This is a genomic window from Clostridium sp. DSM 17811, from assembly GCF_018861905.1.
Lineage (GTDB): Bacteria > Bacillota > Clostridia > Clostridiales > Clostridiaceae > Clostridium_AD > Clostridium_AD frigoriphilum.
In genome coordinates this window covers 50016-74076 of sequence record NZ_JAHLDU010000006.1, presented here as the reverse complement: position 1 = coordinate 74076, position 24061 = coordinate 50016, and the positions used below count along the sequence as shown (strand labels likewise).

General features: G+C 32.2%; 20 protein-coding genes and 1 riboswitch. Of the genes, 12 read left to right on the top strand and 8 right to left on the bottom strand.

The features are described from left to right. Positions 1–59 precede the first annotated feature (59 nt). The 7 genes from KPL44_RS09665 to KPL44_RS09635 all read left to right on the top strand — a co-directional run bounded on the left by KPL44_RS09665 (position 60) and on the right by KPL44_RS09635 (position 7900). Positions 60–2855: a sigma 54-interacting transcriptional regulator gene (locus tag KPL44_RS09665; protein WP_216249184.1), complete on the top strand. Its 2796-nt coding sequence runs from the start codon at positions 60–62 to the stop codon at positions 2853–2855. 245 nt (positions 2856–3100) lie between these two features. Beyond that, positions 3101–3574: a mannose/fructose/sorbose PTS transporter subunit IIB gene (locus KPL44_RS09660; RefSeq protein ID WP_216249179.1), complete on the top strand. Its 474-nt coding sequence runs from the start codon at positions 3101–3103 to the stop codon at positions 3572–3574. Between the two features lie 129 nt (positions 3575–3703). Next, the gene (locus KPL44_RS09655) at positions 3704–4681 is read left to right on the top strand and encodes a mannose/fructose/sorbose PTS transporter subunit IIA (RefSeq protein WP_216249175.1); all 978 of its coding nucleotides are present in this window, start codon (positions 3704–3706) and stop codon (positions 4679–4681) included. Between the two features lie 36 nt (positions 4682–4717). Further along, positions 4718–5524 (top strand): PTS mannose/fructose/sorbose transporter subunit IIC, encoded by an 807-nt coding sequence (locus tag KPL44_RS09650; RefSeq protein WP_216249172.1) that lies wholly within the window; start codon positions 4718–4720, stop codon positions 5522–5524. 20 nt (positions 5525–5544) lie between these two features. Continuing rightward, on the top strand, positions 5545–6456 hold the full coding sequence (locus KPL44_RS09645) for a PTS system mannose/fructose/sorbose family transporter subunit IID (RefSeq protein ID WP_216249168.1): 912 nt from the start codon (positions 5545–5547) through the stop codon (positions 6454–6456). A gap of 198 nt (positions 6457–6654) precedes the next feature. After that, positions 6655–7029, top strand: coding sequence for a DUF956 family protein (locus tag KPL44_RS09640; protein ID WP_216249505.1), 375 nt, complete (start codon positions 6655–6657; stop codon positions 7027–7029). Positions 7030–7414: 385 nt separating this feature from the next. Further along, positions 7415–7900 carry a hypothetical protein gene (locus tag KPL44_RS09635; protein ID WP_216249165.1) on the top strand — a complete coding sequence of 162 codons (486 nt, stop codon included), beginning with the start codon at positions 7415–7417 and terminating at the stop codon, positions 7898–7900. Positions 7901–8016: 116 nt separating this feature from the next. On the opposite strand, the gene KPL44_RS09630 is transcribed toward KPL44_RS09635, so the two are convergent. Both KPL44_RS09630 and KPL44_RS09625 read right to left on the bottom strand, forming a co-directional pair. Next, entirely contained in the window at positions 8017–10398 is a 2382-nt protein-coding gene (locus tag KPL44_RS09630; RefSeq protein ID WP_216249503.1) for a homocysteine S-methyltransferase family protein, read from the bottom strand. Next, positions 10379–11041 (bottom strand): vitamin B12 dependent-methionine synthase activation domain-containing protein, encoded by a 663-nt coding sequence (locus KPL44_RS09625; protein ID WP_216249150.1) that lies wholly within the window; start codon positions 11039–11041, stop codon positions 10379–10381. The genes KPL44_RS09630 and KPL44_RS09625 overlap by 20 nt, the downstream gene beginning before the upstream one ends. Positions 11042–11188: 147 nt before the next feature. After that, positions 11189–11295: riboswitch (SAM riboswitch) on the top strand. 141 nt (positions 11296–11436) lie between these two features. On the opposite strand from KPL44_RS09625, the gene KPL44_RS09620 reads away from it, so the two are divergent. The 3 genes from KPL44_RS09620 to KPL44_RS09610 all read left to right on the top strand — a co-directional run bounded on the left by KPL44_RS09620 (position 11437) and on the right by KPL44_RS09610 (position 15581). Beyond that, positions 11437–12654 (top strand): cofactor-independent phosphoglycerate mutase, encoded by a 1218-nt coding sequence (locus tag KPL44_RS09620; protein WP_216249147.1) that lies wholly within the window; start codon positions 11437–11439, stop codon positions 12652–12654. Between the two features lie 62 nt (positions 12655–12716). Next, positions 12717–14207, top strand: coding sequence for a threonine synthase (gene thrC, locus KPL44_RS09615; protein ID WP_216249145.1), 1491 nt, complete (start codon positions 12717–12719; stop codon positions 14205–14207). Between the two features lie 84 nt (positions 14208–14291). Further along, positions 14292–15581 carry a homoserine dehydrogenase gene (locus tag KPL44_RS09610; protein WP_216249141.1) on the top strand — a complete coding sequence of 430 codons (1290 nt, stop codon included), beginning with the start codon at positions 14292–14294 and terminating at the stop codon, positions 15579–15581. Positions 15582–15653: 72 nt separating this feature from the next. Here KPL44_RS09610 and KPL44_RS09605 read toward each other — a convergent pair whose 3' ends face one another. From KPL44_RS09605 to KPL44_RS09585, 5 genes are all read right to left on the bottom strand, one after another. Further along, positions 15654–16682, bottom strand: a complete 1029-nt coding sequence (locus KPL44_RS09605; protein WP_216249501.1) for a glycosyltransferase family 2 protein — start codon at positions 16680–16682, stop codon at positions 15654–15656. 224 nt (positions 16683–16906) lie between these two features. Further along, entirely contained in the window at positions 16907–17923 is a 1017-nt protein-coding gene (locus tag KPL44_RS25780; protein ID WP_216249138.1) for a collagen-like protein, read from the bottom strand. 228 nt (positions 17924–18151) lie between these two features. Continuing rightward, a complete protein-coding gene (locus tag KPL44_RS09595; protein WP_216249136.1) occupies positions 18152–19237 on the bottom strand; it encodes a tetratricopeptide repeat-containing glycosyltransferase in 1086 nt (361 codons plus the stop codon). A 175-nt stretch (positions 19238–19412) separates the two neighbouring features. After that, positions 19413–19775 carry a FlxA-like family protein gene (locus KPL44_RS09590; protein WP_216249135.1) on the bottom strand — a complete coding sequence of 121 codons (363 nt, stop codon included), beginning with the start codon at positions 19773–19775 and terminating at the stop codon, positions 19413–19415. 46 nt (positions 19776–19821) lie between these two features. Next, positions 19822–20481 carry a hypothetical protein gene (locus tag KPL44_RS09585; protein WP_216249132.1) on the bottom strand — a complete coding sequence of 220 codons (660 nt, stop codon included), beginning with the start codon at positions 20479–20481 and terminating at the stop codon, positions 19822–19824. A gap of 180 nt (positions 20482–20661) precedes the next feature. On the opposite strand from KPL44_RS09585, the gene KPL44_RS09580 reads away from it, so the two are divergent. Both KPL44_RS09580 and KPL44_RS09575 read left to right on the top strand, forming a co-directional pair. Further along, the gene (locus KPL44_RS09580; protein ID WP_216249129.1) at positions 20662–21369 is read left to right on the top strand and encodes a response regulator transcription factor; all 708 of its coding nucleotides are present in this window, start codon (positions 20662–20664) and stop codon (positions 21367–21369) included. Further along, positions 21362–22798 carry a sensor histidine kinase gene (locus tag KPL44_RS09575; RefSeq protein ID WP_216249127.1) on the top strand — a complete coding sequence of 479 codons (1437 nt, stop codon included), beginning with the start codon at positions 21362–21364 and terminating at the stop codon, positions 22796–22798. The genes KPL44_RS09580 and KPL44_RS09575 overlap by 8 nt, the downstream gene beginning before the upstream one ends. A gap of 107 nt (positions 22799–22905) precedes the next feature. Here the strand turns inward: KPL44_RS09575 and KPL44_RS09570 are convergent, their stop codons facing one another. Continuing rightward, complete coding sequence (locus tag KPL44_RS09570) at positions 22906–24051, bottom strand: hypothetical protein (RefSeq protein WP_216249125.1); 1146 nt, start codon at positions 24049–24051, stop codon at positions 22906–22908. Between the last annotated feature and the right edge of the window lie 10 nt (positions 24052–24061).

The following is a 24061-nucleotide window of genomic DNA, read 5'->3' as shown; positions in this document are numbered from 1 at the left end:
AGGGAAGTGTATTAAATGTATTAAGTGTATTAAGTATATTAATCTTTGGGAGTGATAATGTGAAGAGAAGCGAAAAAATCTATGCGTATATTGCTAGAAAAACAGAAAAATTTAATCGTGAAAACTTAGAGGAGAAAATCGGTTTTAGCGCAACTGAAATATCTCAGAGTTTAGATATTTTAAGAAATAACGTAAGTATGGAATTAAATGAATTGCTTAGACAAGATAGAATAATAAAAATAAAATCTAGACCTGTGTTATACGTTGATAATGCTTGTTTAGAAAGAATTTTGAATAAAAAGTTACCAGTTGGGCCATTAGAAGTAAAAAATTTAAATGAATTATTCCTTGAAAAAAATGAAACTAGTAAGGAAGAATGTCCTTTTGATAAACTTATTGGAGCACAAACTAGTCTTAAAAATCAAATTGAACAGGCGAAAGCTGCAATACTTTATCCTCCAAATGGTTTGCACACATTAATTGTTGGTCAAACAGGAGTTGGTAAAACCTTATTTGCAAATATGATGTACAAACAAGCAAAGTATTCGAAAAAATTGGATGAAAAATCACCATTTATAGTATTTAATTGTGCTGATTATTATAACAATCCTCAACTTTTAATCTCACATCTGTTTGGACATATTAAAGGAGCATACACGGGTGCTGATAGCGAAAAGGCTGGAATTGTTGAAAAAGCAGATACAGGTATACTATTTCTAGATGAAATACACAGATTACCACCAGAAGGACAGGAAATGTTGTTTTATTTTATGGATACAGGTATGTTTAATAGATTAGGTGAGACAGAGAGAAACAGAAAATCCTGTGTTTTAATAATTGGGGCCACTACGGAGGATCCCAATTCATCACTACTAAAGACATTTGTAAGAAGAATACCCATAATTATAACTATTCCCAACTTTGATAAAAGGACAGCCAGTGATAAAGTTGATTTTATCAAATTTTTATTAGCCAATGAGGCACATAGAGTAAATAAAGTAATAAAAATTGAGGATGAAGCAGTGAAAGCAATTATTGGAAGCACATCTTATGGAAATATTGGTCAGATGAAATCAAATATCCAACTTATTTGCGCTAAGGGCTTTTTAAATAGTATCAATAATAAGGATTTTATAGAAATAGATTTTAAATCGTTGCCTTCAGATATTAAAAGTGGATTATTTTATTTAAGTGGCAAACGCAAAGAAATGGAAGAAATATCTGGATATTTAGATTCCAAGTTAATAGTTACTCCAGAAGGTCACAGTGTATTAATTGAAAAAGATCCTTATGATCCACCTTTTAATTTATACAAGATAATAGAAGATAAGGCAGCAATACTTAAAAAAGGAGGTGCGGATGAGGAATATATAAACAATTTTATTACAACTGATATTAATGTGCATATTAAATCTTTTTATAACAAGGTTAAAAGTGATGAGGATGGTAGAAGTAAAATATTAAAAATAGTAGATGAAGATATTCTTGAATTCTCAGAAGAAATAATGGACATGATTGAAAAAAAGCTTGATAAAACACTAACTGATAGATTTTTATATGCATTAAGTCTACATTTAAGTTCATTTTTAAACAGATTAAGTAATCATCAAAATCTTAAGTATAAAAATATAGAGGGCATAATAGATGATAAACGTACAGAATTTAATATTGCAGTAGACGTAAAGGGAATGGTTGAAAAAAAATATAATGTGGTTGTTCCAAAGATTGAAGTTATATATCTTACATTGTTAATCAGTTCTATTACGGAGGAACAAACAAATCAGCATGTGGCAATAATTGTAGCAGCACATGGGAGCAGCACAGCAAGTAGTATGGTTAATGTGGCAAGGCAGCTTCTAGGTGAGGGTGTAATCGAAGCAATAGATATGCCACTCGAAGTTAGTCCTACTAAAACGTTGGATGAAGTTATTGAAAAGGTTAGGGAAATAGACATGGGTAAGGGGGTCCTATTACTTGTGGATATGGGTTCACTTGTTAACTTTGAGTCTATAATAATGGAAAAAACAGATATAAAGGTTAAGACACTAGATATGGTTACCACCTCATTAGTATTAGAAGCCATAAGGAAAGCAACTATTTTAGATATGAACTTAGAGGCCTTATATAATTCTCTAAAGCAATTTAGAGGATATTCAAAGATTGAGGAAGAAGAGAAAGGTATTAATGAAGACGATACAAATAAGAAAAAGGCAATAATAACAATATGCGCAACTGGCGAGGGGACTGCAGTTAAACTAAAAGAACTTGTGGAGAACATTGTTAGAAGTACAGATGAAAAAGAAATTGAAATTTTACCAATAGGCATAAAAGACATAAAAAAGGAAATAATAAAAATAAAAAATAACTATACTATTATAGCTTCTGTTGGTATAATAAACCCTAAAATTGAAGCGGCTTTTATCTCCCTTGAAGAGCTAATTAGCGGTAATGGTGAAAATGTTTTAATGAGTATAATACAGAAAAAAAACTTTAAAATTGAAAAAGGCCATGAAAATACAGTAGTTAAGGATCTATGTGAAGACAGTTTAAATCAATTTTTAACTTATTTAAACCCTTCTAAAATAATAGGATTATTGTATCAATTCGTAAATCTTTTAGAAGAAAAAACAAAAATAAGCTTTAACAATTCAACCAAAATAAGAATAATGGTGCATGTAGGTTGTGCCCTAGAGAGAATGATAATAAAGGATGGGTTAAAGTACAAGAGGGAAAAAGCTAACATAGATTCACACTTGGTAGAGATTATTACAGGGGCAAACAAAGTATTTAAAGATGCAATAAACATAAGCTTAAATGAAGATGAAATATTATTTTTAGCAGAAATGATAGAATAGAGGGTAATATGCTGATACACTTCTCTTTTGATACACTTTTTTATAAGCGAAAAATTAAAGTTAGTATTAAAACTATAAAAGAAGTGTATCAATATAAAAAAAATAAAAAGAATTTGAAACGAAAAATGGCTATTTTAGAAGAGTTAACACAAATATAATAAATAATACACTGTTTTGGCGTGATAATTGCTATATGTAATAGTAAGACAACTTAGGTGAAAGTGTGATGAGGAGGATGATTTGCAATGAATATAGTGCTTGCAAGAATTGATGACAGATTAATACATGGTCAAGTAGCAACAATTTGGTCAAAACACACAAAATGCCAAAGAATAATTGTATGTAATGATGATGTAACAAAGGACCCAATTAGAAAGATACTTTTGGAGCAAGTTGCACCTCCGGGAATTAAATCAAGTGTTGTAGGAATTGATGAGGCAATAAGAGCTTATAATATTCCTAAATACAAAGATGATAGAGTGCTATTTCTATTCACTAATCCAACTGATGTTGTAAGAATGGTTGAAAGCGGAGTAGCCATAAAGAGTGTAAATATTGGTGGTATGTCATTTAAACAAGGAAAGAAACAAATAACTAGTGTAGTATCAGTAGATGATACAGATATTAAAGCTTTCAAAACATTAAATAAAAAAGGCATTGAACTAGAAATAAGAAAAATTTATTCAGATTCAAAAGTGGATTTAATGTCAAAACTATAAGATTTAATGGGGTTTGGTTGTAATCGTTACGATTGATTGTGATGAGCTACAATAATTTTGGTTACAGGTTTTTTTTAAAACTTTTATATAAATTTTACTGTAACAAATAAAAAATAGGAGGTATAAAAGATGGTTGGAATAATTCTTGCTAGTCACGGAGAATTTGCTAAAGGCATCTTGCAATCTGGTGCAATGATTTTCGGAGAACAAGAAAACGTAAAAGCGGTTACATTGATGCCTAGTGAAGGCCCTGATGATGTTAAAGCAAAAATGAAAGACGCAATAGCATCCTTTGACAACCAAGATGAAGTTTTATTCTTAGTTGATCTTTGGGGTGGTACACCATTCAATCAAGCGAATAGTCTATTTGAAGAACATAAAGACAAATGGGCAATCGTAGCTGGTATGAATCTACCAATGGTGATTGAGGCTTATGCTTCACGTTCTTCAATGGAATCCGCACAGGAAATTGCGGCTTATATTTTAAAACCAGCTAAAGAAGGAGTTAAAGTTAAGCCAGAGGAATTAGAACCAGTAGATAATGGTAAATCTTCTAAAGCAAACGCAGGGATTTCGAGTGCAGGTGCACCTGGATCATTCGAATATGTTTTAGCTCGTATTGATTCTCGTTTACTTCATGGACAAATAGCAACTGCTTGGTCAAAAGATGTGTTACCTACAAGAATTATTGTAGTATCAGATGCAGTAGCTAAAGATGAACTTCGTAGTAAATTGATCACGCAAGCTGCTCCTCCGGGTGTTAAAGCTCATGTTGTTCCAGTTAGTCAAATGATCAAACTTGCAAAAAATGATAAACAGTTTGGCGGACAACGTGCATTGCTTCTTTTTGAAAATCCACAAGATGTACTTCGCGCAGTAGAAGGTGGAGTACCACTTAAGACAATCAATATTGGTTCAATGGCTCACACTATAGGTAAAGTTCAACCAAACAAAGTACTTGCTTTCAATCAAGATGATATTGATACCTTCAAGAAGCTTAAAGAAGCCGGACTTACTTTTGATGTTCGTAAAGTTCCAAATGATTCAAAAGGAAATATGGAAGAAATACTTAAAAAAGCACAAGCGGAATTAAATAAATTAAAATAATCTAACTATTTAAATGAAAAAGGGGGATTAATAATCATGGATATAAATATAATCCAAATGATATTAGTCGTTATCGTGGCATTTCTAGCTGGTATGGAAGGTATCTTGGATGCATTTGATTTCCATCAACCAGTAATTGCTTGTACGTTAATCGGCTTAGTTACAGGTAACTTATTACCATGCCTAATTTTAGGTGGTACTCTTCAAATGATTGCTTTAGGTTGGGCAAACATAGGTGCTGCCGTAGCACCCGATGCAGCGCTTGCATCTGTTGCATCTGCAATTATTCTAGTTCTTGGTGGCCAAGGCACAGCAGGAGTTGGTTCAGCTATCGCTATTGCTGTTCCACTAGCAGTTTTAGGGCTATTATTAACAATTATTTGTCGTACAATTGCTACAGTGTTTGTACATTTTATGGATGCTGCCGCTGCACAAGGAGATATCAGAAAAGTTGAAATGTGGCATATTATTGCTATTTGCATGCAGGGTGTACGTATTGCAATCCCAGCAGCCTTGATTTTAGCAGTTGGTGCTGGCCCTATTCGTTCAGTACTTGAATCTATGCCTACATGGCTCACAGGTGGACTCGCAATCGGTGGTGGAATGGTCGTAGCTGTTGGTTATGCAATGGTAATCAACATGATGGCTACAAAAGAAGTATGGCCATTCTTTGCAATTGGTTTTGTATTAGCAACTATTTCACAAATTACACTTATCGGACTAGGGGCAATCGGTGTATGTGTGGCTCTTATTTACTTAAAGCTTACTAAACAAAGTGGCTCAGGTAATGGTGGAAGCTCAAATACTGGTGATCCATTAGGCGATATTATTGACACTTACTAAGAAAGGGGGGGAATACTAAAATGGTAAATAAATTAAAATTAACAAAAAAAGATCGTATTTCTGTTTGGTGGCGTTCAACTTTCATTCAAGGTTCTTGGAACTACGAAAGAATGCAAAACGGTGGCTGGGCATATACATTAATACCCGCAATCAAAAAATTATATAAGACTAAAGAAGATCGTGCAGCTGCACTAAAACGTCACTTGGAGTTCTTTAACACTCATCCATATGTGGCTTCACCAATCATTGGTGTAACATTAGCATTAGAGGAAGACCGTGCAAATGGTTTACCAATCGATGATATAACTATTCAAGGTGTTAAAATTGGTATGATGGGACCTTTAGCTGGTATTGGTGATCCAGTGTTCTGGTTTACTGTTAGACCGATTTTAGGGGCACTCGCTGGTTCTCTTGCTATGGCTGGTAACATACTTGGACCAATTATCTTTTTCTTAGCTTGGAATGCTATTCGTATGTCATTTACATGGTATACACAAGAGTTTGGTTACAATGCAGGTTCTAAAATTACTGATGATGTATCAGGTAATTTACTACAAGATGTTACAAAAGGAGCATCCATCCTTGGTATGTTCATTTTGGGATCATTAGTTAACAGATGGGTAACCGTTATATTTACACCTGTAGTATCAACCGTTAAGTTAGCTAAGGGTGCCTTCATTGTTTGGGACAAACTTCCTGCTGGAGCAGAAGGTATTAAACAAGCACTTTTGCAACAAAAAGGCGGTTTGTCATTAACTCCTGATAAGGTTACTACACTACAAAATAACTTGGATTCTTTGATTCCTGGAATTGCAGGGTTAGGATTGACATTACTTTGTATGTGGTTGCTTAAGAAGAAAGTATCTCCAATTGCAATTATTTTTGGGCTGTTCGCAGTGGGTATTGTTTTCCACTTAATCGGCTTAATGTAATATTTTATTCAACCTGGGCTTTTGGCCTGGGTTTTTTTTATTATAAGGGTTGTGCCTTACGGCACTTGATTATTTTATCTTAAGAAGGTATATTATATACTATAGTTAAGAAGTACAATGAGTTATTAATTAATAGTAATAAATAAAGAACGTATAATGGAAATAGATTTGTGTATAAATAGAAAAGAGGTAGATCGTATGGTTCAATCACTCAATACAAAGGTGGATTTAGTAATTGATGCAACATGGCTTACAGGTTCTACAGATTATGGAAAAATTATGATCGGCGACAAAGGTTTTGAGTTTTACTGTTCTCGTAATTCTCGAAAAAATGTTCAAATTCCTTGGGAAGAGGTTGACAAGGTTATTGCGTCTGTAATGCTAAAAGGAAAGTGGATTCCACGATATGCGATTAAAAATAAGAAAAATGTTAACTACATTTTTTCTTCTAAAGATCCCAAAAGAGTGCTTCGTGCTATTCGAAAATATGTTGACCCAAATAATATGGTTAATTCGTTAAGTTTTTTTGATGTTGTAAAGCGAGCGGTCAAATCGAGATTTAAGAAGAGTTGATTAACTAAAGTCTCCTGATTCTACAAGTAACGGGTTCGTTTTGAGGTGATTTTGATAAAATAACATACTAAATAACATGTTAATTAATACTATAATTAGCATGTTATTTTTTATTGGTAATGCTATATTTATCTCCATAAGATTATGGAAGTATATTTATTATGTACTATTTGATATGCTAATAATAGTTCTAATTTTTTATTAATTATTGAATAACTTTTTCTATATAATATTAAAAATATAAACATGAAGTTTAAAAATGAATAATACTGTATTAATACTAATATATACTATGGTAATAAATGGTATTTTAAAAATATAAAAAACATGTTATAATACAAGTGGTATTTTTTGATGAAAAAATTAATTTGGGGGGGCGATATGAATGGATACTATCACAAAAACAATTCCTATTATGAATATTATTGTTTTTTTTATAATGTCTAGAAAATTATATATAGTAAGCCAACATGGAAAACTTATTATAAACACAAGCAAAAATAGACGTTGGGTTACCATTAGTGCTATCTTTTGGACTGTGTTAATTATCTTCTGGTGTATATTAGGGTATCTTTACTATATGGATAACACTTATAATAATATTTTATTGGCTATATTATGGATTGAAATCTCAATTTATAATATAATAAGGGGTTCACATAGTTCAGAAATAAGAGAAAATGGAATATATGGATCAGGGAAATTCTACAAATGGTCTAAAGTTAAAAGTTATAGTTGGATATTACCAACTACTATTCATTTTGAAGTCAGTACATTTTTTAAAGTTGATTACAGTTTTGAATTTATCATAAAAGAAGAATTGATATCAAAAGTAAATGAAACTGTACAAAAATGTGTTCTTCAAAGCTGAATTAAGGGAAGTAGAAAATTTTTTAAAACTGTAATATAGAAATAAGCAGAAGGTAGTGTTAAACCTTCTGCTTATTTCTATTTTACGCCGGAGAGAGAGCATGCAAGGTTGCAGCATCATTCACATTTGAATAATTTCCTTGCAAATTTAACAGTTTGTGTTGCATCTTTTGCATAATAATCTGCGCCTATCATTTTTGCATACTCTTCATTTAGAACTGCACCTCCAACAAGAACAGTACAATCCAAATTATTGTCACGAAGCGCTTTTATTGTTTCACCCATGCTTCTAACAGTGGTGGTCATAAGTGCACTTAAACCAACTAATTTAATATTACCACTACGTACTGCCTCGACGACAATATCTTCGTGTACATCTTTACCAAGGTCTATTACATCAAATCCATAATTTTCGAGTAGAATTTTAACTATATTTTTACCAATATCGTGAATGTCCCCACGGACAGTTGCAAGAACGATTGTACCTTTACTAATCTTTTTCTCTGTACTTGCCATCATTCTTTCTTTAATTATCTGGAAAGATTTTTTTACTGTCTCTGCAGATTGTAATAATTGGGGAAGAAATATTTCTCCACTTTCATATTTTTGACCCACGATATCAAGAGATGGTATTAAATAGTTATTTACAACTTCCATTTCAGTCATAGTTTTTAGGAGTTCCTTTGTTATTTTTGAAGCTTCTTCCTTCATACCATCAATAATAATGCTCTTTAAATCTTTATTTGTAGTGATTTCTTTACTTGTCTGTTTTCCCTCAAAGGTTGAGTAAACATCTATATATTTTTTTGATGCTATATCATTATTCCATAAAACGTTAAAGGCATTAATTGTGGACATCATATCCTCAGATAGAGGATTAAGTATTGGAGCATCAAGTCCAGCAGTTAAGGCAGCAGCAAGGAAGGTTCTATTTAGGATTCCCCTTTGCGGCAAACCAAAGGATACATTACTTACCCCAAGAGTAGTCTTAACCCCTAGTGTGCTTTTAACAAGCTGAACCGCACGGATAGTTTCTTTAACCTCGCTTTGCTGAGCGGAGGCAGTTAAAACAAGACAATCTATTATAATATCTGACCTATCTATTCCGTATTCTGCTGCTCTATTAACAATTTTTTGTGCTACTTTAAGTCTACCTTCAGCTGTTGATGGAATACCATCCTCTTCAATAGTGAGCCCTATTACACAAGCACCATATTTTTTAACTATTGGAAATATTGAGTCCATTATTTCATCTTTACCATTAACAGAATTTATTAGTGGTTTTCCATTATAAATTCTAACTGCTGCTTCAATTACGTCAGGCCGTACACTATCAATTTGAAGTGGAAGATTAACAATGCTTTGTAGTTCTTTAATAGTTTCAACCATAACAGCAAGTTCGTCAATTTCCGGAAGTCCTACATTAACATCTAGTATATCTGCTCCTGCATCTCTTTGATTTATGCCTTCTTTAAGTATATAGTCCAGATTATTATTTTTTAATGCTTCTTTAAGCTTTTTTTTGCCTGTAGGGTTTATTCGCTCACCAATAACTCTTATGTCTTCTCCAAGTACCACTGTTAAGGAAGGTGAACTAACCGCTGTAAATTTTTTAACATCACGTTTTACAGGTTTCAAATTTTTTAATATACCAGATATGTCTTTTATGTGCTGACTTGTAGTGCCGCAGCAACCACCGAATATTGTAACACCCATTTCTGCCATGATTTTTGCGTATTGTGCAAATTCATGTGCATTAACATCATAAAATGCTTCTCCGTCTTTAAGTTTAGGAAGACCTGCATTAGGTTGAACTATAACTGGAACGCTTGAGTACTTGAGTATTTCTGTAATTATTGGAAGCATTTCATTTGGCCCTAGAGAACAATTTACCCCAAGAGCGTCTACTCCAAGGCTTTGAATTACATTAACCATAGTTAGAGGGTCTGTACCAGTTAATGTTCTTCCATTGTCCTGATAAGACATTGTACATATAACTGGCAGGTTACTATTCTCCTTTGCTGCAAGAATAGCCGCTTTAGCCTCATAAATATCTGACATTGTTTCAATAAGTATTAGATCTGCGCCTTCACTTGCACCAATTTTAATTTGCTCTGCAAAAGTGTCATAGGCATCATTAAATGATAATGTTCCAAGTGGCTCCATCAATTGACCTATGGGCCCAATATCAAGTGCAACAAGTTTATCTTTAGCAGCACCTCTTGCTATCCTTACAGCACTTCCAACAATATCTTCAACGCTGTATAATGTGTTTTTAAGTTTATATCTATTTGCACCAAAAGTATTGGTGGTTATGACATCACTACCTACACCTAGGTATTCTAAATGTATTTTTTCTATGATTTCTGGGTGTAAGATGTTATAACTTTCAGGCAATTCACCCCTTTTAATTCCATATTTTTGGAGCATTGTTCCCATAGCACCATCAAATAATAAAAAACCATTAAAATTTATTTTTTTATTCACAACATCCACCATCCTTTCTGAATTCACAACCTACATTTTTACAACTTGCGCATCCAGTACGCTTTTTTAAATTTTTAGCCCCACTAAGACCTATAAGTGCAGTTACAGATTTCCTTGGAAGCATTATGCTATTTTCAGTAATAGATAGTCCTATCTTTTTATATGCATCCAATACATTTAGTATTTCGACTCCATTATCAATAGCGAAGTCTCCATAACCTGGACTATATCTAGTTGTAATATATAGATTATCTTTTAATGCGTTTTTCATGATTTCATCTTGGAGTTCATCACAAACATACTCTATTGCTGTGCTTGCACAGGCATCCATGATTACACCCTTTGTTATATCAAATCTTGAGTAGTAGGCTAGTCTGCTATCCACAGCCATTCCGAGAGTAGCAGCCATAACGACGCACTTCTCGGAGTTTATTAGAAGATCTTTTATATCCTTATCTTTTAAAACTAAAGTGCTACCTAATAGAAAAAGCGAATCATTTTTTTTATCAATATCAAAAATTTCATAGACTGAACTAGCTTTGCTTATATCAATTATTTCTCTTGTGCATTCATCAATTAAATTTGTCATGCTTTTATCTATCTTTTGGTTCTTATAACCTAAATATCTTAAAACTTCGTTTTTATCGATTTCCATAGTAGCCTCCACTTAGTTTTATACTAGGATAAGGTATAAATACAATAATTGCAAATATAATATTTATTAATTACATTAAATAGGCATAGGTTTGCATTGACATTTATATCTGTATGAGTTACAATAAAAAACAATAATTTAATAAATTTCTTATTTAGAGAGGTGGAGGGACTGGCCCTATGAAACCCGACAACCGACATTTTTTTTATGTAACGGTGTCAATTCCTGCAGAACATAGTTCTGAATAATAAGAAATCAGTTTTTTACGTATAGTAATACAGAAAACTGCTTTCTTACTTGAAGGCAGTTTTTTTATAGGATTAAATTAAAAAAAATTATTAGAAAATTTGAATAATTAAAAAGATTTATACAATAACCAATAGAGGAGTGTTAATATGAAGTATATCGTAGTACTCGGTGATGGAATGGCAGATTATCCAGTTAAGGAACTAGATAATAAAACCCCTCTTCAATATGCAAAGACGCCTGCTATGGACTATATGGCAAAGCATGGTTTGCAAGGATTAGTTAAAACTGTCCCAAATGGTATGCCTGCAGGAAGTGATACAGCCAATATGACTGTTTTTGGATATGATACAGCTGTGTATTATAGTGGTCGTTCACCTTTTGAGGCAGCAAGTATGGGAATCCCAATGTTAGATACAGACGTTACATTTAGATGTAATTTGGTAACAGTGTCTGAGGGTGAGCCATATGAGGAAAAGATTATGCTTGATCATAGTTCGGATGAGATTACAACTGAGGAGGCAAGGGTATTAATAAAAGATTTAAGTGAGTATTTAGAGACTGAGTCTATTAAATTTTATCCAGGGATTAGTTATAGGCATTTAATAATATGGGACAAGGGGCCTTACTCATGGACACTTACACCACCCCACGATATACTAGGACAAAAGGTAAAAGACTATATGCCGAAAGGGATAGGTAGCGAGATATTTGATGTTATGACAAAGAAAAGTAATAAATTTTTATCAAATCACGATATAAATAAGAAGAGAGTTGCAAGAGGGCTTAAACCAGCCAACTCAATATGGATTTGGGGAGAAGGAAAAAAACCACTTCTATCTAGTTTTTATAAAAAATATAATTTAAAAGGTTCTGTAATTTCTGCAGTTGATTTAGTAAAAGGAATTGGAATGTGTGCAGGAATGGATATTATTGAGGTAGAAGGTGCCACTGGAAACATTCATACTAACTTTAAAGGTAAAGCAAAAGCAGCTCTTGAAGAATTGAAAAAGGGAAATGATTTTGTTTATGTTCATATTGAGGCTCCTGATGAATGTGGACATAGATGTGAAATAGAAAATAAATATAAAGCTATAGAGTTTATAGATAACCAGATAGTACAGGTTATTAAAGATGAGATGGAGAAATTAGGTGAAGATTATAAAATGATAATACTTCCAGATCATCCAACACCTCTATCTCTTAGGACACATACAAGTGATCCTGTACCATTTTTAATATACCAAAGCAATGATGAAAAAGAAAGTGGAAGTGACACTTATAATGAATTTACGGCGAAAGAGACAGGTTTGTATTTTCCGGAAGGATATAAGTTAATGGATTATTTTATAAAAGGCGGAAAATAAGAGCAACTAATATAAAAATTTTAAATGTAATCTATAAAAGATGAAGTGGGAGGAATAATATTATGAAGCAAATATATTATAAGAGTACTCGTGGAAATGAAAAACTAGTGAAATCAGCAGAAGCTATTGCAAGAGGTCTTAGCGAAGATGGTGGTCTTTTTGTACCAACATCAATACCAAAACTTACTGCAAGCCTTGAAGAATTAAAAGGAATGGATTATAAAAAATTGGCATTTACTATAATGAAGGAATTTTTAACTGATTATGATGAAAAAGATTTATTAGAGTCTATAGACAAGGCATATGATGAAAAATTTGATACACCAGTTATTGCACCACTAGTAAAACATGGAGAAAATTATTTTCTAGAATTATATCATGGACCAACTTTAGCGTTTAAGGATATGGCTTTATCAATATTACCTTATTTATTAAAAAATGCAGTAAAGAAATTAAACATAAATAAAGAAATGGTTATTCTTACTGCAACATCTGGAGATACAGGTAAAGCTGCACTTGAGGGTTTTGCAAATGTAGATGGTACAAAAATAATAGTATTTTTCCCACAAGAGGGTGTAAGCGAAATTCAAAAAAGGCAGATGCTAACGCAATCAGGGGATAATACCTCTGTCATAGGAATTGAGGGAAATTTTGACGACGCTCAAAATGGCGTTAAGCAGATGCTTACAGATGATAGTCTTATTAAGAGATTAGATGATAATAATAAAATGTTTTCATCAGCTAATTCAATAAATATAGGAAGGTTAATACCTCAGGTTGTCTATTATTTTTATGCATATACTCAGCTTTGTAATAAGGGTGAAATAAAAGCAGGCGAAGAGATAAATTTCTGTGTTCCTACTGGAAATTTTGGTAACATATTAGCAGGATATTATGCAAAAAAAATGGGACTTCCAATTAAAAAACTAATATGTGCTTCAAATGAGAATAAAGTTTTATTTGATTTTATAAATACAGGTACATACGATAGGGTACGTGATTTTGTAATTACAATGTCTCCTTCAATGGATATATTAATTTCAAGTAACCTTGAAAGACTTTTATATGCTATTAGTGGGGAAAATACATCAAAGATAAAGGATCTTATGGACAAGCTTAAAAAAGATGGTAAATATGAGATTGATGATAATATGAAAAAAGAGTTAAAGGACTTCTACGGAGGTTATGCAAGCGAAGAAGATACAGCAAAAGCAATAACTGCGGTTTATAAAACTACTAATTACGTAATTGATACTCATACTGCAGTCTCTTATGCGGTTTATAAAAAATATTTAGAAGAAACGAAGGATACTACAAAGACAGTTATCGTGTCTACAGCAAGTCCATATAAATTTACGCCTGATGTTATGAAATCAATAGATGCAAAATACATTGGTTTAAATGATTTTAAATTAATAAAAGAACTTAGTAAATTAACAAAAGGTGATATTCCAGTGGGTATAAAGGATTTAGAAACAAGACCTATACTTCATAAAACTGTTTGCGATAAAAATGAAATGCAAATGCAAATTGAAAAGATTCTTAATATTTAAGGAGAGATTTTCAATATTATAATAAATCAAAAAGTACAGTGGTTAACGGTACTTATATAATGGTTTAGGAAAGGAGAATTCAACATGGAAAAGGTCAAAATAGCAATTTTAGGTTTTGGTAATGTAGGTACGGGTGTTTGGAAGATTTTGTTGGAGAATAAAAAAGAAATAATGAAACGTTCAAATTATGAAATAGAGGTAACCAAAATACTTGTAAAAGATATAAATAAAAAGAGAGATATTGCAGTAGCTCCTGGAATATTAACAAATAATATTGATGATATTATTAACGATGAGAGTATAAAGATAGTTGTTGAACTTATTGGTGGAAGTAGCGAGGCTAAGGACTATATGATACGAGCAATGAAAGCCAAAAAACATATTGTAACTGCTAATAAATTAGTAATTGCAAACTGGAGCAAGGAATTATTTAAAATAGCTGACGCAGAAAATGTATTATTTTATTATGAGGCAAGTGTAGCTGGTGGAATCCCAATAATACGTGAAATTAATGAGAGCCTTACAGCAAATCGGATTGAGCAGATAGTAGGGATTATAAATGGAACAACTAATTATATATTAAGCAAAATGACTCTAGATGGAAGTAGTTTCGATGAAGCATTAAAAGAGGCTCAAGATAAGGGCTATGCGGAAGCTGATCCGACTTCTGATGTTGATGGTTATGATGCCGTATATAAGCTTGCCATAATGTCTTCACTAGCTTTTGGAACAGAAGTGGATCATGATTGTATCTATAGAGAAGGAATAAGAAATATAAGCGCCGTAGATATAGAGTATGCTAAAAAATTTGGCTATACTATAAAACTGTTAGCAATAGCAAAGGAGATAGATAACAAGTTAGAGCTAAGAGTACATCCAACCCTAATTCCGTCAACTCATCCTATGGCAAATGTAAATGATGCTTATAATGCAATTATGATAAAAGGTAATGCAGTTGGAGAGTTAATGCTGTACGGAAAAGGAGCAGGGGATCTGCCAACAGGAAGTGCAGTTGTAGGGGATATAATATCTATATTAAGAAATAATATAAAGCCAGTTGATCTAACAGAGACAGCCTGTGCGGTTGATTTTAAAGAAGTGAAAAAAGCTCGGGAAAATGAATCTGAATTTTATATCAGACTCGATTTTAAGGATAAGGCAGGGGTTTTAGGAGATACAGCAAATATATTTGGAGAAAATAATGTTAGCATTGTATCAATTACTCAAGATGTAGAGCGTGGTGATCATTCCTCACTTGCATTTATAACACATAAAAGTGAAGAAAAGAACATAAGAAATTCACTTAATAAAATAATACAATTAGATAGCGTAAATAATGTGGAAAGTATAATAAGAATAGAATCATTTAATTAGTATTAAATTAAAAAAATCCTCCTGTAAATGATATTTCATTTACAGGAGGATTTTTTGTAATATGAGGTTTATCTAATTACCTATTGCTTCGCCTTTTGAAGTGATTTTTAAATCATATATTTCAGGTGATCTATTTCCTTTAAAAGTTACACTATTTTTAAGTTCATTATAGCTTACAGTATTTGCTACTATATATAGAGGTCTATTTTTACTCTCCTCAGAAATTCTTGCAATATATTGTCCCATAATAGCCATAAAACAAAACATTAGTCCAAACATCATTAAGGAAATTGAAAGAATTAAGCCTAAGTTTAATATAGCACTTTTATCAATAATTGAGGTTACAATAGTACCAATTAATAAAACAATACCTATTAATCCAGTAAATGCTCCAAAGTAGCCAGCAAATATTAATGGTTTATAAGAAAAGGAAGTTATTCCATCAAAAGCTAATGTAAACATTTTTTTTAGGGAATATTTTGTTTCACCAGCAAATCTTTCTTTGCGTACAAATTCTACAAATGTTTGTTTATAACCAATCCAACTAACTAAACCCCTTATATATCTGTTCTTTTCTGGCATTGAGTTTAGAGCATCGCATACTTTTCTGTCTATAAGTCTAAAATCTCCAGTATCAACTGGAATATCTATACTCGTCATACTTTTTAGTAATCTATAGTAGGCAGTAGATGTAAATTTCTTAAAAAAGGTTTCGCCAACTCTTTTAACTCTTTTGCCATATACTACATCGTAACCTTCCTTCCACTTTGATATCATATCGATTATAGCTTCAGGAGGATCTTGAAGATCGGCATCTATTACAATAACAGCATCACCTATTGCCTGATTCATTCCAGCAGTTATGGCAGCTTGATGTCCAAAATTTCTTGAAAAATTTATAAGCTTTATATTCTTATCTAACCTACATATATTTTCTGTTTTATTTCTTGTTGCATCGCGGCTTCCATCATTAACAAATAAAATTTCATATTTTCCATTTGTACTATCCATAACGGATTTTAATCGTTTATAACTCTCTTCTATAACTAGTTCTTCATTATACAAAGGCACTACTACTGAATAAATAATTCCATTACTCATTACTATCATTCCCTTCGAATCAATTTTTTTAATCAATTTTCACTGTTTCTCTATAATTAAAAGTATAAGGGGAAATTGTAGCATCAGTATCAAATCAATATGTGAACTTTATGTGATAAATTCATATAAGTATTGTTTGTTTTTAAATAAAAAGGCTGCCTATGATAGGCAGCCAATTAAGCTAATGAGATAATTTTATATTTGTTAAGATCAACTTAACATTGTTAAACAATTCTAAAAATAGATACGGTTCCAATAGGTCCAACTAGACCTACCAATACTATACTAATAGGTCCACCTGAATTGTTAACAAATCTGAAAGTTTCTCCTGCTGTTGCTGCATAAATCCTATTAGAGCCAGTTATTAATGGATTTGTTGCTGTAACAGATATACCGGCAACAATTCCACGTATAGAGGATACTAAATCAACTTCTATAGAAACTGTTCCAGGATTTGGAGTAACAGCGATTTTCCAGTCAATTACATAAACACCAGTTGTATTAACTGTAAATATACCTGTTGCCGAATTATAACTTAAATCAGGTCCGACAATAGCTACATTATCATAAATAATAGTGCCTCCAACTGGAATCGATGTTCTATTTGTTGTGATGACACCATTTGCATAGGAATTAAAACTTGGACCAGTAGCTCCTGTTGGGCCAGTAGGACCAGTAGCTCCAGTAGGACCAGTAGCTCCAGTAGGACCGGTTGGGCCAGTAGCACCATTAGCTCCAGCGGCACCGTTAGCGCCAGCGGGACCAGTAGGGCCGGTAGCACCATTAGCTCCAGCGGCACCATTAGCGCCAGCAGGACCAGTAGGGCCGGTAGCGCCATTAGCTCCAGCGGCACCATTAGCGCCAGCAGGACCAGTAGGGCCGTTAGCGCCATTAGCGCCAGCAGGACCAGTAGGACCAGTGGCTCCATTAGTACCATTAGTACCATTAGTACCAGCAGGGCCAGTGGGACCAGTAGGACCAGTAGGTCCAGTTCGTCCAGTAGGACCAGTTTCACCAGTAGGACCAGTTTCACCAGTTGGGCCAGTTCGTCCAGTAGGGCCAGTAGGTCCAGTTGGGCCAGTAGGACCAGTTGGTCCAACTATACATTTCACACAATCAGGATGGCAAGGATCGCAAGGGTCGCAACATTTGTGTTTGTCACAGCAATCGTGTTTGTCATCAGAATGTTTTTTTTCTTTAATAAAATAGTCATAAGTTTCATCTTCTTTATTTTTACTCAATATAGACACCTTCCTTATTATTAATACTCTATTTATTTAAATGCTTATACTCTATTTATTTAAAATGCTTGTAATTTCTTTTATTTAGAATGCTTGTACTTTTTATTTAAAGCTTGTACTTTCTTTATATAGTATGCAGATGCTTTGTTTTGTGTTAAACATATATATTAAAAAATATAGATTAGAGTATAATCTATATTTTTTAATATATAAGTGAAATAAATATATTTATAAACTCTTTAAATATATTTTATGATTGTTTAATAACCTTTCATCATTAGGCGCAAGCTTAACCGCAAGCTCTGAAAATTCTATTGCCTTATCTATCATGTTTAAATTATAGCATCCTAAAGCTGCCAAATCATAAGGAGTATAGTCCCAAGCATTTGCATCGTTAGCAAAGGTAAATGATTTTTCTTTGATTTTTAATGCCTCAGTTGCATAATAATAAACACTAGACCAATCCGCCTCTCTGTAAGCTAGTAAAGACAGGTCTATATATGGCTCCCTCGATAAAATTGATTCACTTATTGCCTTGTAAAACCATTTTTTACCATTTAGAAATTCTCCCTTTTCACAATATGATTTTCCGATAAATCTCATAGAAGAGGATCTTTCCTCTTCCCAATTTGATGTTGGTAGTGCTAAATACTTTTTTAAGGTTGAAATACAATCATCCCAGTTACTTTCAAACATATATTCGCGGCCAAGATAATATAGATTTCTACTACTATTAGGATTTTCTTCTATAGCCAATTTTAATAATGGAAGATTTAAACTTCTGTTTTTTGATACATCTGGATAATGATTGTACACAAGGCCTTTAATATAGACTTCTTTTTCCTCTTTATCACCTATATATTCTAAAATTTCATGTGTTGGATATATCCATTTATATCCGTGTCTTGCATGAATTCTTGACCAGGTATATTGTACAGCGGGTGAGCCATCTGCATTAATGCTCCAATTATACAGATATGAACCTCTTGTGGTTTCTTTTTTCCATGAATTTTCTAGACAATCTCTCCAACCATCCTCTATAACATCATCAAGATCAGAGGATACACAAATATCTATATCGTCTGGAATAAATTTTAAACATTCATTTCTTGAGTAATCAAATCGAAATGGAGTAGCAATAAGAGAATAAACAACAGCACCTCTTTCTTTTAGCTTATTAATTGTATCATCAGTAGAGCCTGTATCTACAACTACAACAATGTCAGCGCTTTCGACATGATCCATAAAGCGGTCAACAAATTTTTCCTCGTTTTTACAGATTGCATATACACAAATTTTATATTTATTACTCATGTAAAAACCTCCAATTAAACAATTAGTTATAATACATTTCATTATATGATTATAAATAATTAGCGGTGACATAGCATTGCTCGTAATACATTACTCTTAACATGTTGAGCGTAATCTCAAAAAGAAAAAACAACCAACAAATTGTTGGCTGTTTTTACATTTGAGAATATGTTTATTAAGCATAAACATCAAGTATGTTATTACTAGTAGATTTAGAGGATTTTGTTGAAGTACTTTTCAAAAGGTCTAAACTACTATCGCTAGTCTTTGATGTTTGCTCTGCACTTGATGTTTGATCTGTTTTGCCAGATTGCTTTTGAGCAATTTGTGCTTGAACTTGTTGTATTTTAGCTTCAATAACCGAAGCTTTTGCCGTTTTTGTTTTCTCATCATCCTTGCTCGAACTAATTGCATTTAACTGAGAATTAAGAGACGTTAGTTGTGATTTAAGTGAACTTACATCACTGCTACTACTTGTACTACTTGTTGTCGCAGTTGATGTTGATGTTGATGTTGATGAAACTAATGAAATACTCATATTTTCCCTCCGTAATTATATTATGATTTTATTGTGAATATATTTGTTACATTGCATTTTCAAAAGCATTCTCAAAAGCACCTTCGATTGTTGTTTCTTGGTCCTGAGAAATTGTACCATTAGATACTAAACTATCTAATGGATTTGTTGATGTTTTATTATAGTTAGCAGAATTCGTTTTATTTGCTTTCATAGAATCTTCTAATGCTTTAAGTATGGCATCTTCTTGAGTCTGAGTAATTGTTCCAGAAGATACTAAAGTATCTAAAGTCGATGTAACTGGGTTATTTTGGGTTCTGGTCGCATTAAGTGAGGATTCAAAGGCATCTTTAACTGATGTTGCTTGGTCCTGTGTAATAGTACCTGCAGATACCAAACTATCTAATGGGTTCACAGGTTTGCTACCATAAACACCAGAAGACTTAATAGCCGCACCTGTTGATTTAAAAGCGCTTTGTATTGCATTCGATTGATCCAGGGTGATTGTTCCAGCAATTACTAAAGAATCCAAAGGATTAGTAGGTGTATTTGTTGTGACATTAGAGGTTGTACCAAGGGCTTGAAGTGCTTGTTGACTAATTTTAATTGAGTCATTTTGCGTTTCTTTTTTTTGAGCTTCAATTTTAGCGGTTGCTAAAGCTTTAAGTATTTTTTCGTTTTGGGCATATGCACTTATTGTATTTTGACTAGAGCTTATTGTATTCATATTTATCTCTCCTTTAATATGCTTGTCTGAATTTATTCCCCTAGTACTATTATCGTAACATTACACGTTTTAGTATAGTCAAATACTGTGGCAATACTGTGGCAAATATAAACGAAAATTAATTTAAAATAACATTCTTGTATACATATGGTAAAATATAAATTGAGGTGAACTAAATTCATGAATAAAAAGCTGATATATATTGCTGATGATGAAATAAATATTTGTAATATTATAAAATCATTTCTTGTTAAAGCTGGTTTTGAAGTAGAAATATTTAAAGATGGGCGTGCCATTCTTGAAGCTTTCAATGAAAGGCAGGCGGACATGCTTATAATAGATATCATGATGCCTGAAATAGATGGTTACTCTCTTTGCTCGCAAATTAGACCTATTAGTTCTGTACCAATAATAATTGTATCTGCAAAAGACACAGAGCCTGATAAGATAGCAGGCCTTACGTTAGGGTGTGACGACTATCTTACCAAACCTTTTAGCCCACTGGAACTTATTGCTAGGGTTAATAGCATTTTTAGAAGAATAAAATTGGATACAAAACATATTAGTGGGAATAGAATTATTAAGATCCAGGATGTTATAATAAATCTTGATACTAAACAAGCGGAGATTAAAGATAAGGTAATAGGCCTTACAGGAATGGAGTTATCTTTGCTTTATTATCTTGCAAATAATAAAAACAGAGCAGTTAGCCGTAGTGAATTATTAGATAAAATTTGGGGCTTTGAAAATGAAGTGGAGACCCGTGCTACTGACGATATGATAAAAAGAATCAGAAAAAAGTTAATAGATGCTGGGTCAATTCTTAAAATAGATACAATATGGGGATTTGGGTTCACCATAAAGGACAAGGAAGGCTATTATGAATAGGAACACAATAAAATGGAAAATATTTAAATATAACATTATTGTAATTGTTATGTTAATTACATTAACTACTATAATATTTAATGTGGCTGTACGAATGTATTTTAAAAAGGACATTTTGAGACAGCTAAATAAGATTGCATCAGGTACCGAGGATACAGCACTTGAACATGGACCAGATTTTTTTCCAGGACCTGAGCGAATGCCACCTCCAAGGCCCAAAAATGATAATGGCCTTTTTAAATATTATTCAATGATTGACCATTCGCTAAAGGAACCTATAAGTGTATTGAATGCGAATGTTATTCTACTTGATAAAAACAAAAATAGAATTACGCCATTTCAGGAAAACTCATCTGACATTTCCAAAGAACTTATGAGTCAATTTAAAAATGAGGTTAATAAATCTAAAACTTTTAGTTCGGAAAGATATTTAAACCTTAATTTATTGGGAACTAAGTATATAGCAATCATAAAACCCGTATTTAATAAAAATTCTTTTGGACTTGGTTGGATAATTATATATTCAAGCCTTGAAAAAATAAATCAATTACAACTTGGAATTAACTTAATTCTTTTTATTATTCTTATTTTTTCAGCCATTGTAATTGGAATATTCTCTTCTCGTTTATCAAAAAAGATATCAGATCCTTTTTCTTTACTTAACGAGTATATAAGCAACATAGCAGAGAGAAATTTTGGAAGTATTGTTGAAATGCCTATATATGATGAATTAAAAGAATTCGTAGTTAATATAAATATTATGTCAGAAAAACTTGAAGTCTATGATAAAGCTCAAAAAACTTTTCTTCAGAATGCATCACATGAATTTAGAAACCCGCTTATGTCAATTCAAAGCTATGCAGAGGGTATAAAGTATGATGTTGTGGATAAGAAAATTGCTGCTGATGTGATTGTTAATGAAAGTAAACGTATGACACATTTGGTAGAAGATTTGTTATATTTATCTCGCCTTGATGCCATAGAAGAACATTATTATTCTAATAGTATAGATATCAATGAATTAATAAGTAGTTGTATTAGACGAATGGAGGTAATTGCAAATAAAAACAATATAGTGATTACTAATAATGTTATAAGGAAAGGTAGCATGCTTATTGGTGACGAGGATAAACTCTCTCGTGCGATTGGTAATATAATTAGCAATTGTATAAGATATGCAAATAGAGTTGTAACTGTCACACTAAAAATAGTAAATAACAAGGTTGAAATTATAATAGGCGATGATGGTCCTGGAATTGATAATAAGGAACTTCCTAATATATTTGAAAGTTTTTACAAGGGCAAGAAGGGGAATTTTGGATTAGGATTATCTATTAGTAAAAATATAGTTGAAAAGCACAATGGCAAAATTACTGCTCAAAATTCAGAATTAGGAGCCTTGTTCGTAATTGAATTACCAATATTATAACTTGAAATAGATTACATTATTGGATAAGTCTAATAAAATACATTTTTATATAAAAAGATGAATAATGTAGTAGCGTATATCACTACTACATTATTCATCTTTTATTGTTAATTACTTTGCTCATTAAGTAAATGAGTTCTAAATGAGTAAAGCAAATCGATTATAACTATAAATAATACTACAGAAGCTATGATTATAAAATTGGTTGATGTGTTATATAAAAAAGGTAGATAACATACTAATGAAACAAAAGGCATTAATATGGCTATATAAAATTTCTTTGGGAAGCAAAAGGCATATAGTAGTGAAATTATATCTGCCATAAAGAAATATCTCTCATGCATTCTTGGTAACAAAAATGGAATAATTATAACAAACAACAGGGACAATTCTATAATATTATCATATTTAACAATTTTTATATATTTAATACTTACATAAAATATGATAAGAACAACCAAAAGTGTAAATACAATTCCAATATTACCTATAAGGGTTGTATTGCTAAAGATATTACTAGTGAACCATTGATACATTGAGGGAGCGTTATATGTTAAGTTTTTATATTCACTAGATTGGTTAACATAAGTGAGCAAAATATCTTTTAAAGGTCTACCCACAATTACACTAGGTATGCTTAGAGCCAAGTAGGACATAGGTAAAAGCAGTAAATGATATATTTTAATCCTATTCTTAATTAATAAGATACCAAACAATGGTAGTAAAAATATCGCTTGGAGTTTAAAAGATAATGCAATCCCATAAAATATTAATGATGTGATTGGCTTTTCACGTAAAATATAATATATAGAACCAATGACAAAGGAAGTAAATATTATATCGCATTGAGCCCATACAGATCCATTAAATATAACTGTAGGAATGAAGAGCAAAAGTCCAAAAGCTAGATAGCCAGCTTTTTCATTTCTATATGAAATATTAACAATTTTCATAACGAAAAAAGCAGCCATTATTTCAAAAACAAAAGTTATCATTTTTACATAGAATAACTTATTTATGCTTGTATATGTGCCTAGTGTTAATAAGTATAGGTATGGGGGGGCGTAATCACCAAGTGAGGTTTTTAAAGCGCTAAAGCCACCACCCGTTTTTATAGTATCAAACCATCGGCTTACAAAGGCAGTATAGTCACCACTTGTAAATGGCAAGCCATGAATTCTAACAATTAACGCCAGCCATATAATACACGCTAATATAAGAAACTTTTTAAGAAATTCTTTCTTGTTATCCATAAATATCCTC

Coding starts and splice junctions, on each gene's coding strand:
- KPL44_RS09660 (WP_216249179.1), top strand. CDS start 3,101: ATGAATATAGTGCTTGCAAGAATTGATGACAGATTAATACATGGTCAA.
- KPL44_RS09655 (WP_216249175.1), top strand. CDS start 3,704: ATGGTTGGAATAATTCTTGCTAGTCACGGAGAATTTGCTAAAGGCATC.
- KPL44_RS09650 (WP_216249172.1), top strand. CDS start 4,718: ATGGATATAAATATAATCCAAATGATATTAGTCGTTATCGTGGCATTT.
- KPL44_RS09645 (WP_216249168.1), top strand. CDS start 5,545: ATGGTAAATAAATTAAAATTAACAAAAAAAGATCGTATTTCTGTTTGG.
- KPL44_RS09640 (WP_216249505.1), top strand. CDS start 6,655: ATGGTTCAATCACTCAATACAAAGGTGGATTTAGTAATTGATGCAACA.
- KPL44_RS09635 (WP_216249165.1), top strand. CDS start 7,415: ATGGATACTATCACAAAAACAATTCCTATTATGAATATTATTGTTTTT.
- KPL44_RS09630 (WP_216249503.1), bottom strand. CDS start 10,398: ATGGTGGATGTTGTGAATAAAAAAATAAATTTTAATGGTTTTTTATTA.
- KPL44_RS09625 (WP_216249150.1), bottom strand. CDS start 11,041: ATGGAAATCGATAAAAACGAAGTTTTAAGATATTTAGGTTATAAGAAC.
- KPL44_RS09620 (WP_216249147.1), top strand. CDS start 11,437: ATGAAGTATATCGTAGTACTCGGTGATGGAATGGCAGATTATCCAGTT.
- thrC (WP_216249145.1), top strand. CDS start 12,717: ATGAAGCAAATATATTATAAGAGTACTCGTGGAAATGAAAAACTAGTG.
- KPL44_RS09610 (WP_216249141.1), top strand. CDS start 14,292: ATGGAAAAGGTCAAAATAGCAATTTTAGGTTTTGGTAATGTAGGTACG.
- KPL44_RS09605 (WP_216249501.1), bottom strand. CDS start 16,682: ATGAGTAATGGAATTATTTATTCAGTAGTAGTGCCTTTGTATAATGAA.
- KPL44_RS09595 (WP_216249136.1), bottom strand. CDS start 19,237: ATGAGTAATAAATATAAAATTTGTGTATATGCAATCTGTAAAAACGAG.
- KPL44_RS09590 (WP_216249135.1), bottom strand. CDS start 19,775: ATGAGTATTTCATTAGTTTCATCAACATCAACATCAACATCAACTGCG.
- KPL44_RS09585 (WP_216249132.1), bottom strand. CDS start 20,481: ATGAATACAATAAGCTCTAGTCAAAATACAATAAGTGCATATGCCCAA.
- KPL44_RS09580 (WP_216249129.1), top strand. CDS start 20,662: ATGAATAAAAAGCTGATATATATTGCTGATGATGAAATAAATATTTGT.
- KPL44_RS09575 (WP_216249127.1), top strand. CDS start 21,362: ATGAATAGGAACACAATAAAATGGAAAATATTTAAATATAACATTATT.
- KPL44_RS09570 (WP_216249125.1), bottom strand. CDS start 24,051: ATGGATAACAAGAAAGAATTTCTTAAAAAGTTTCTTATATTAGCGTGT.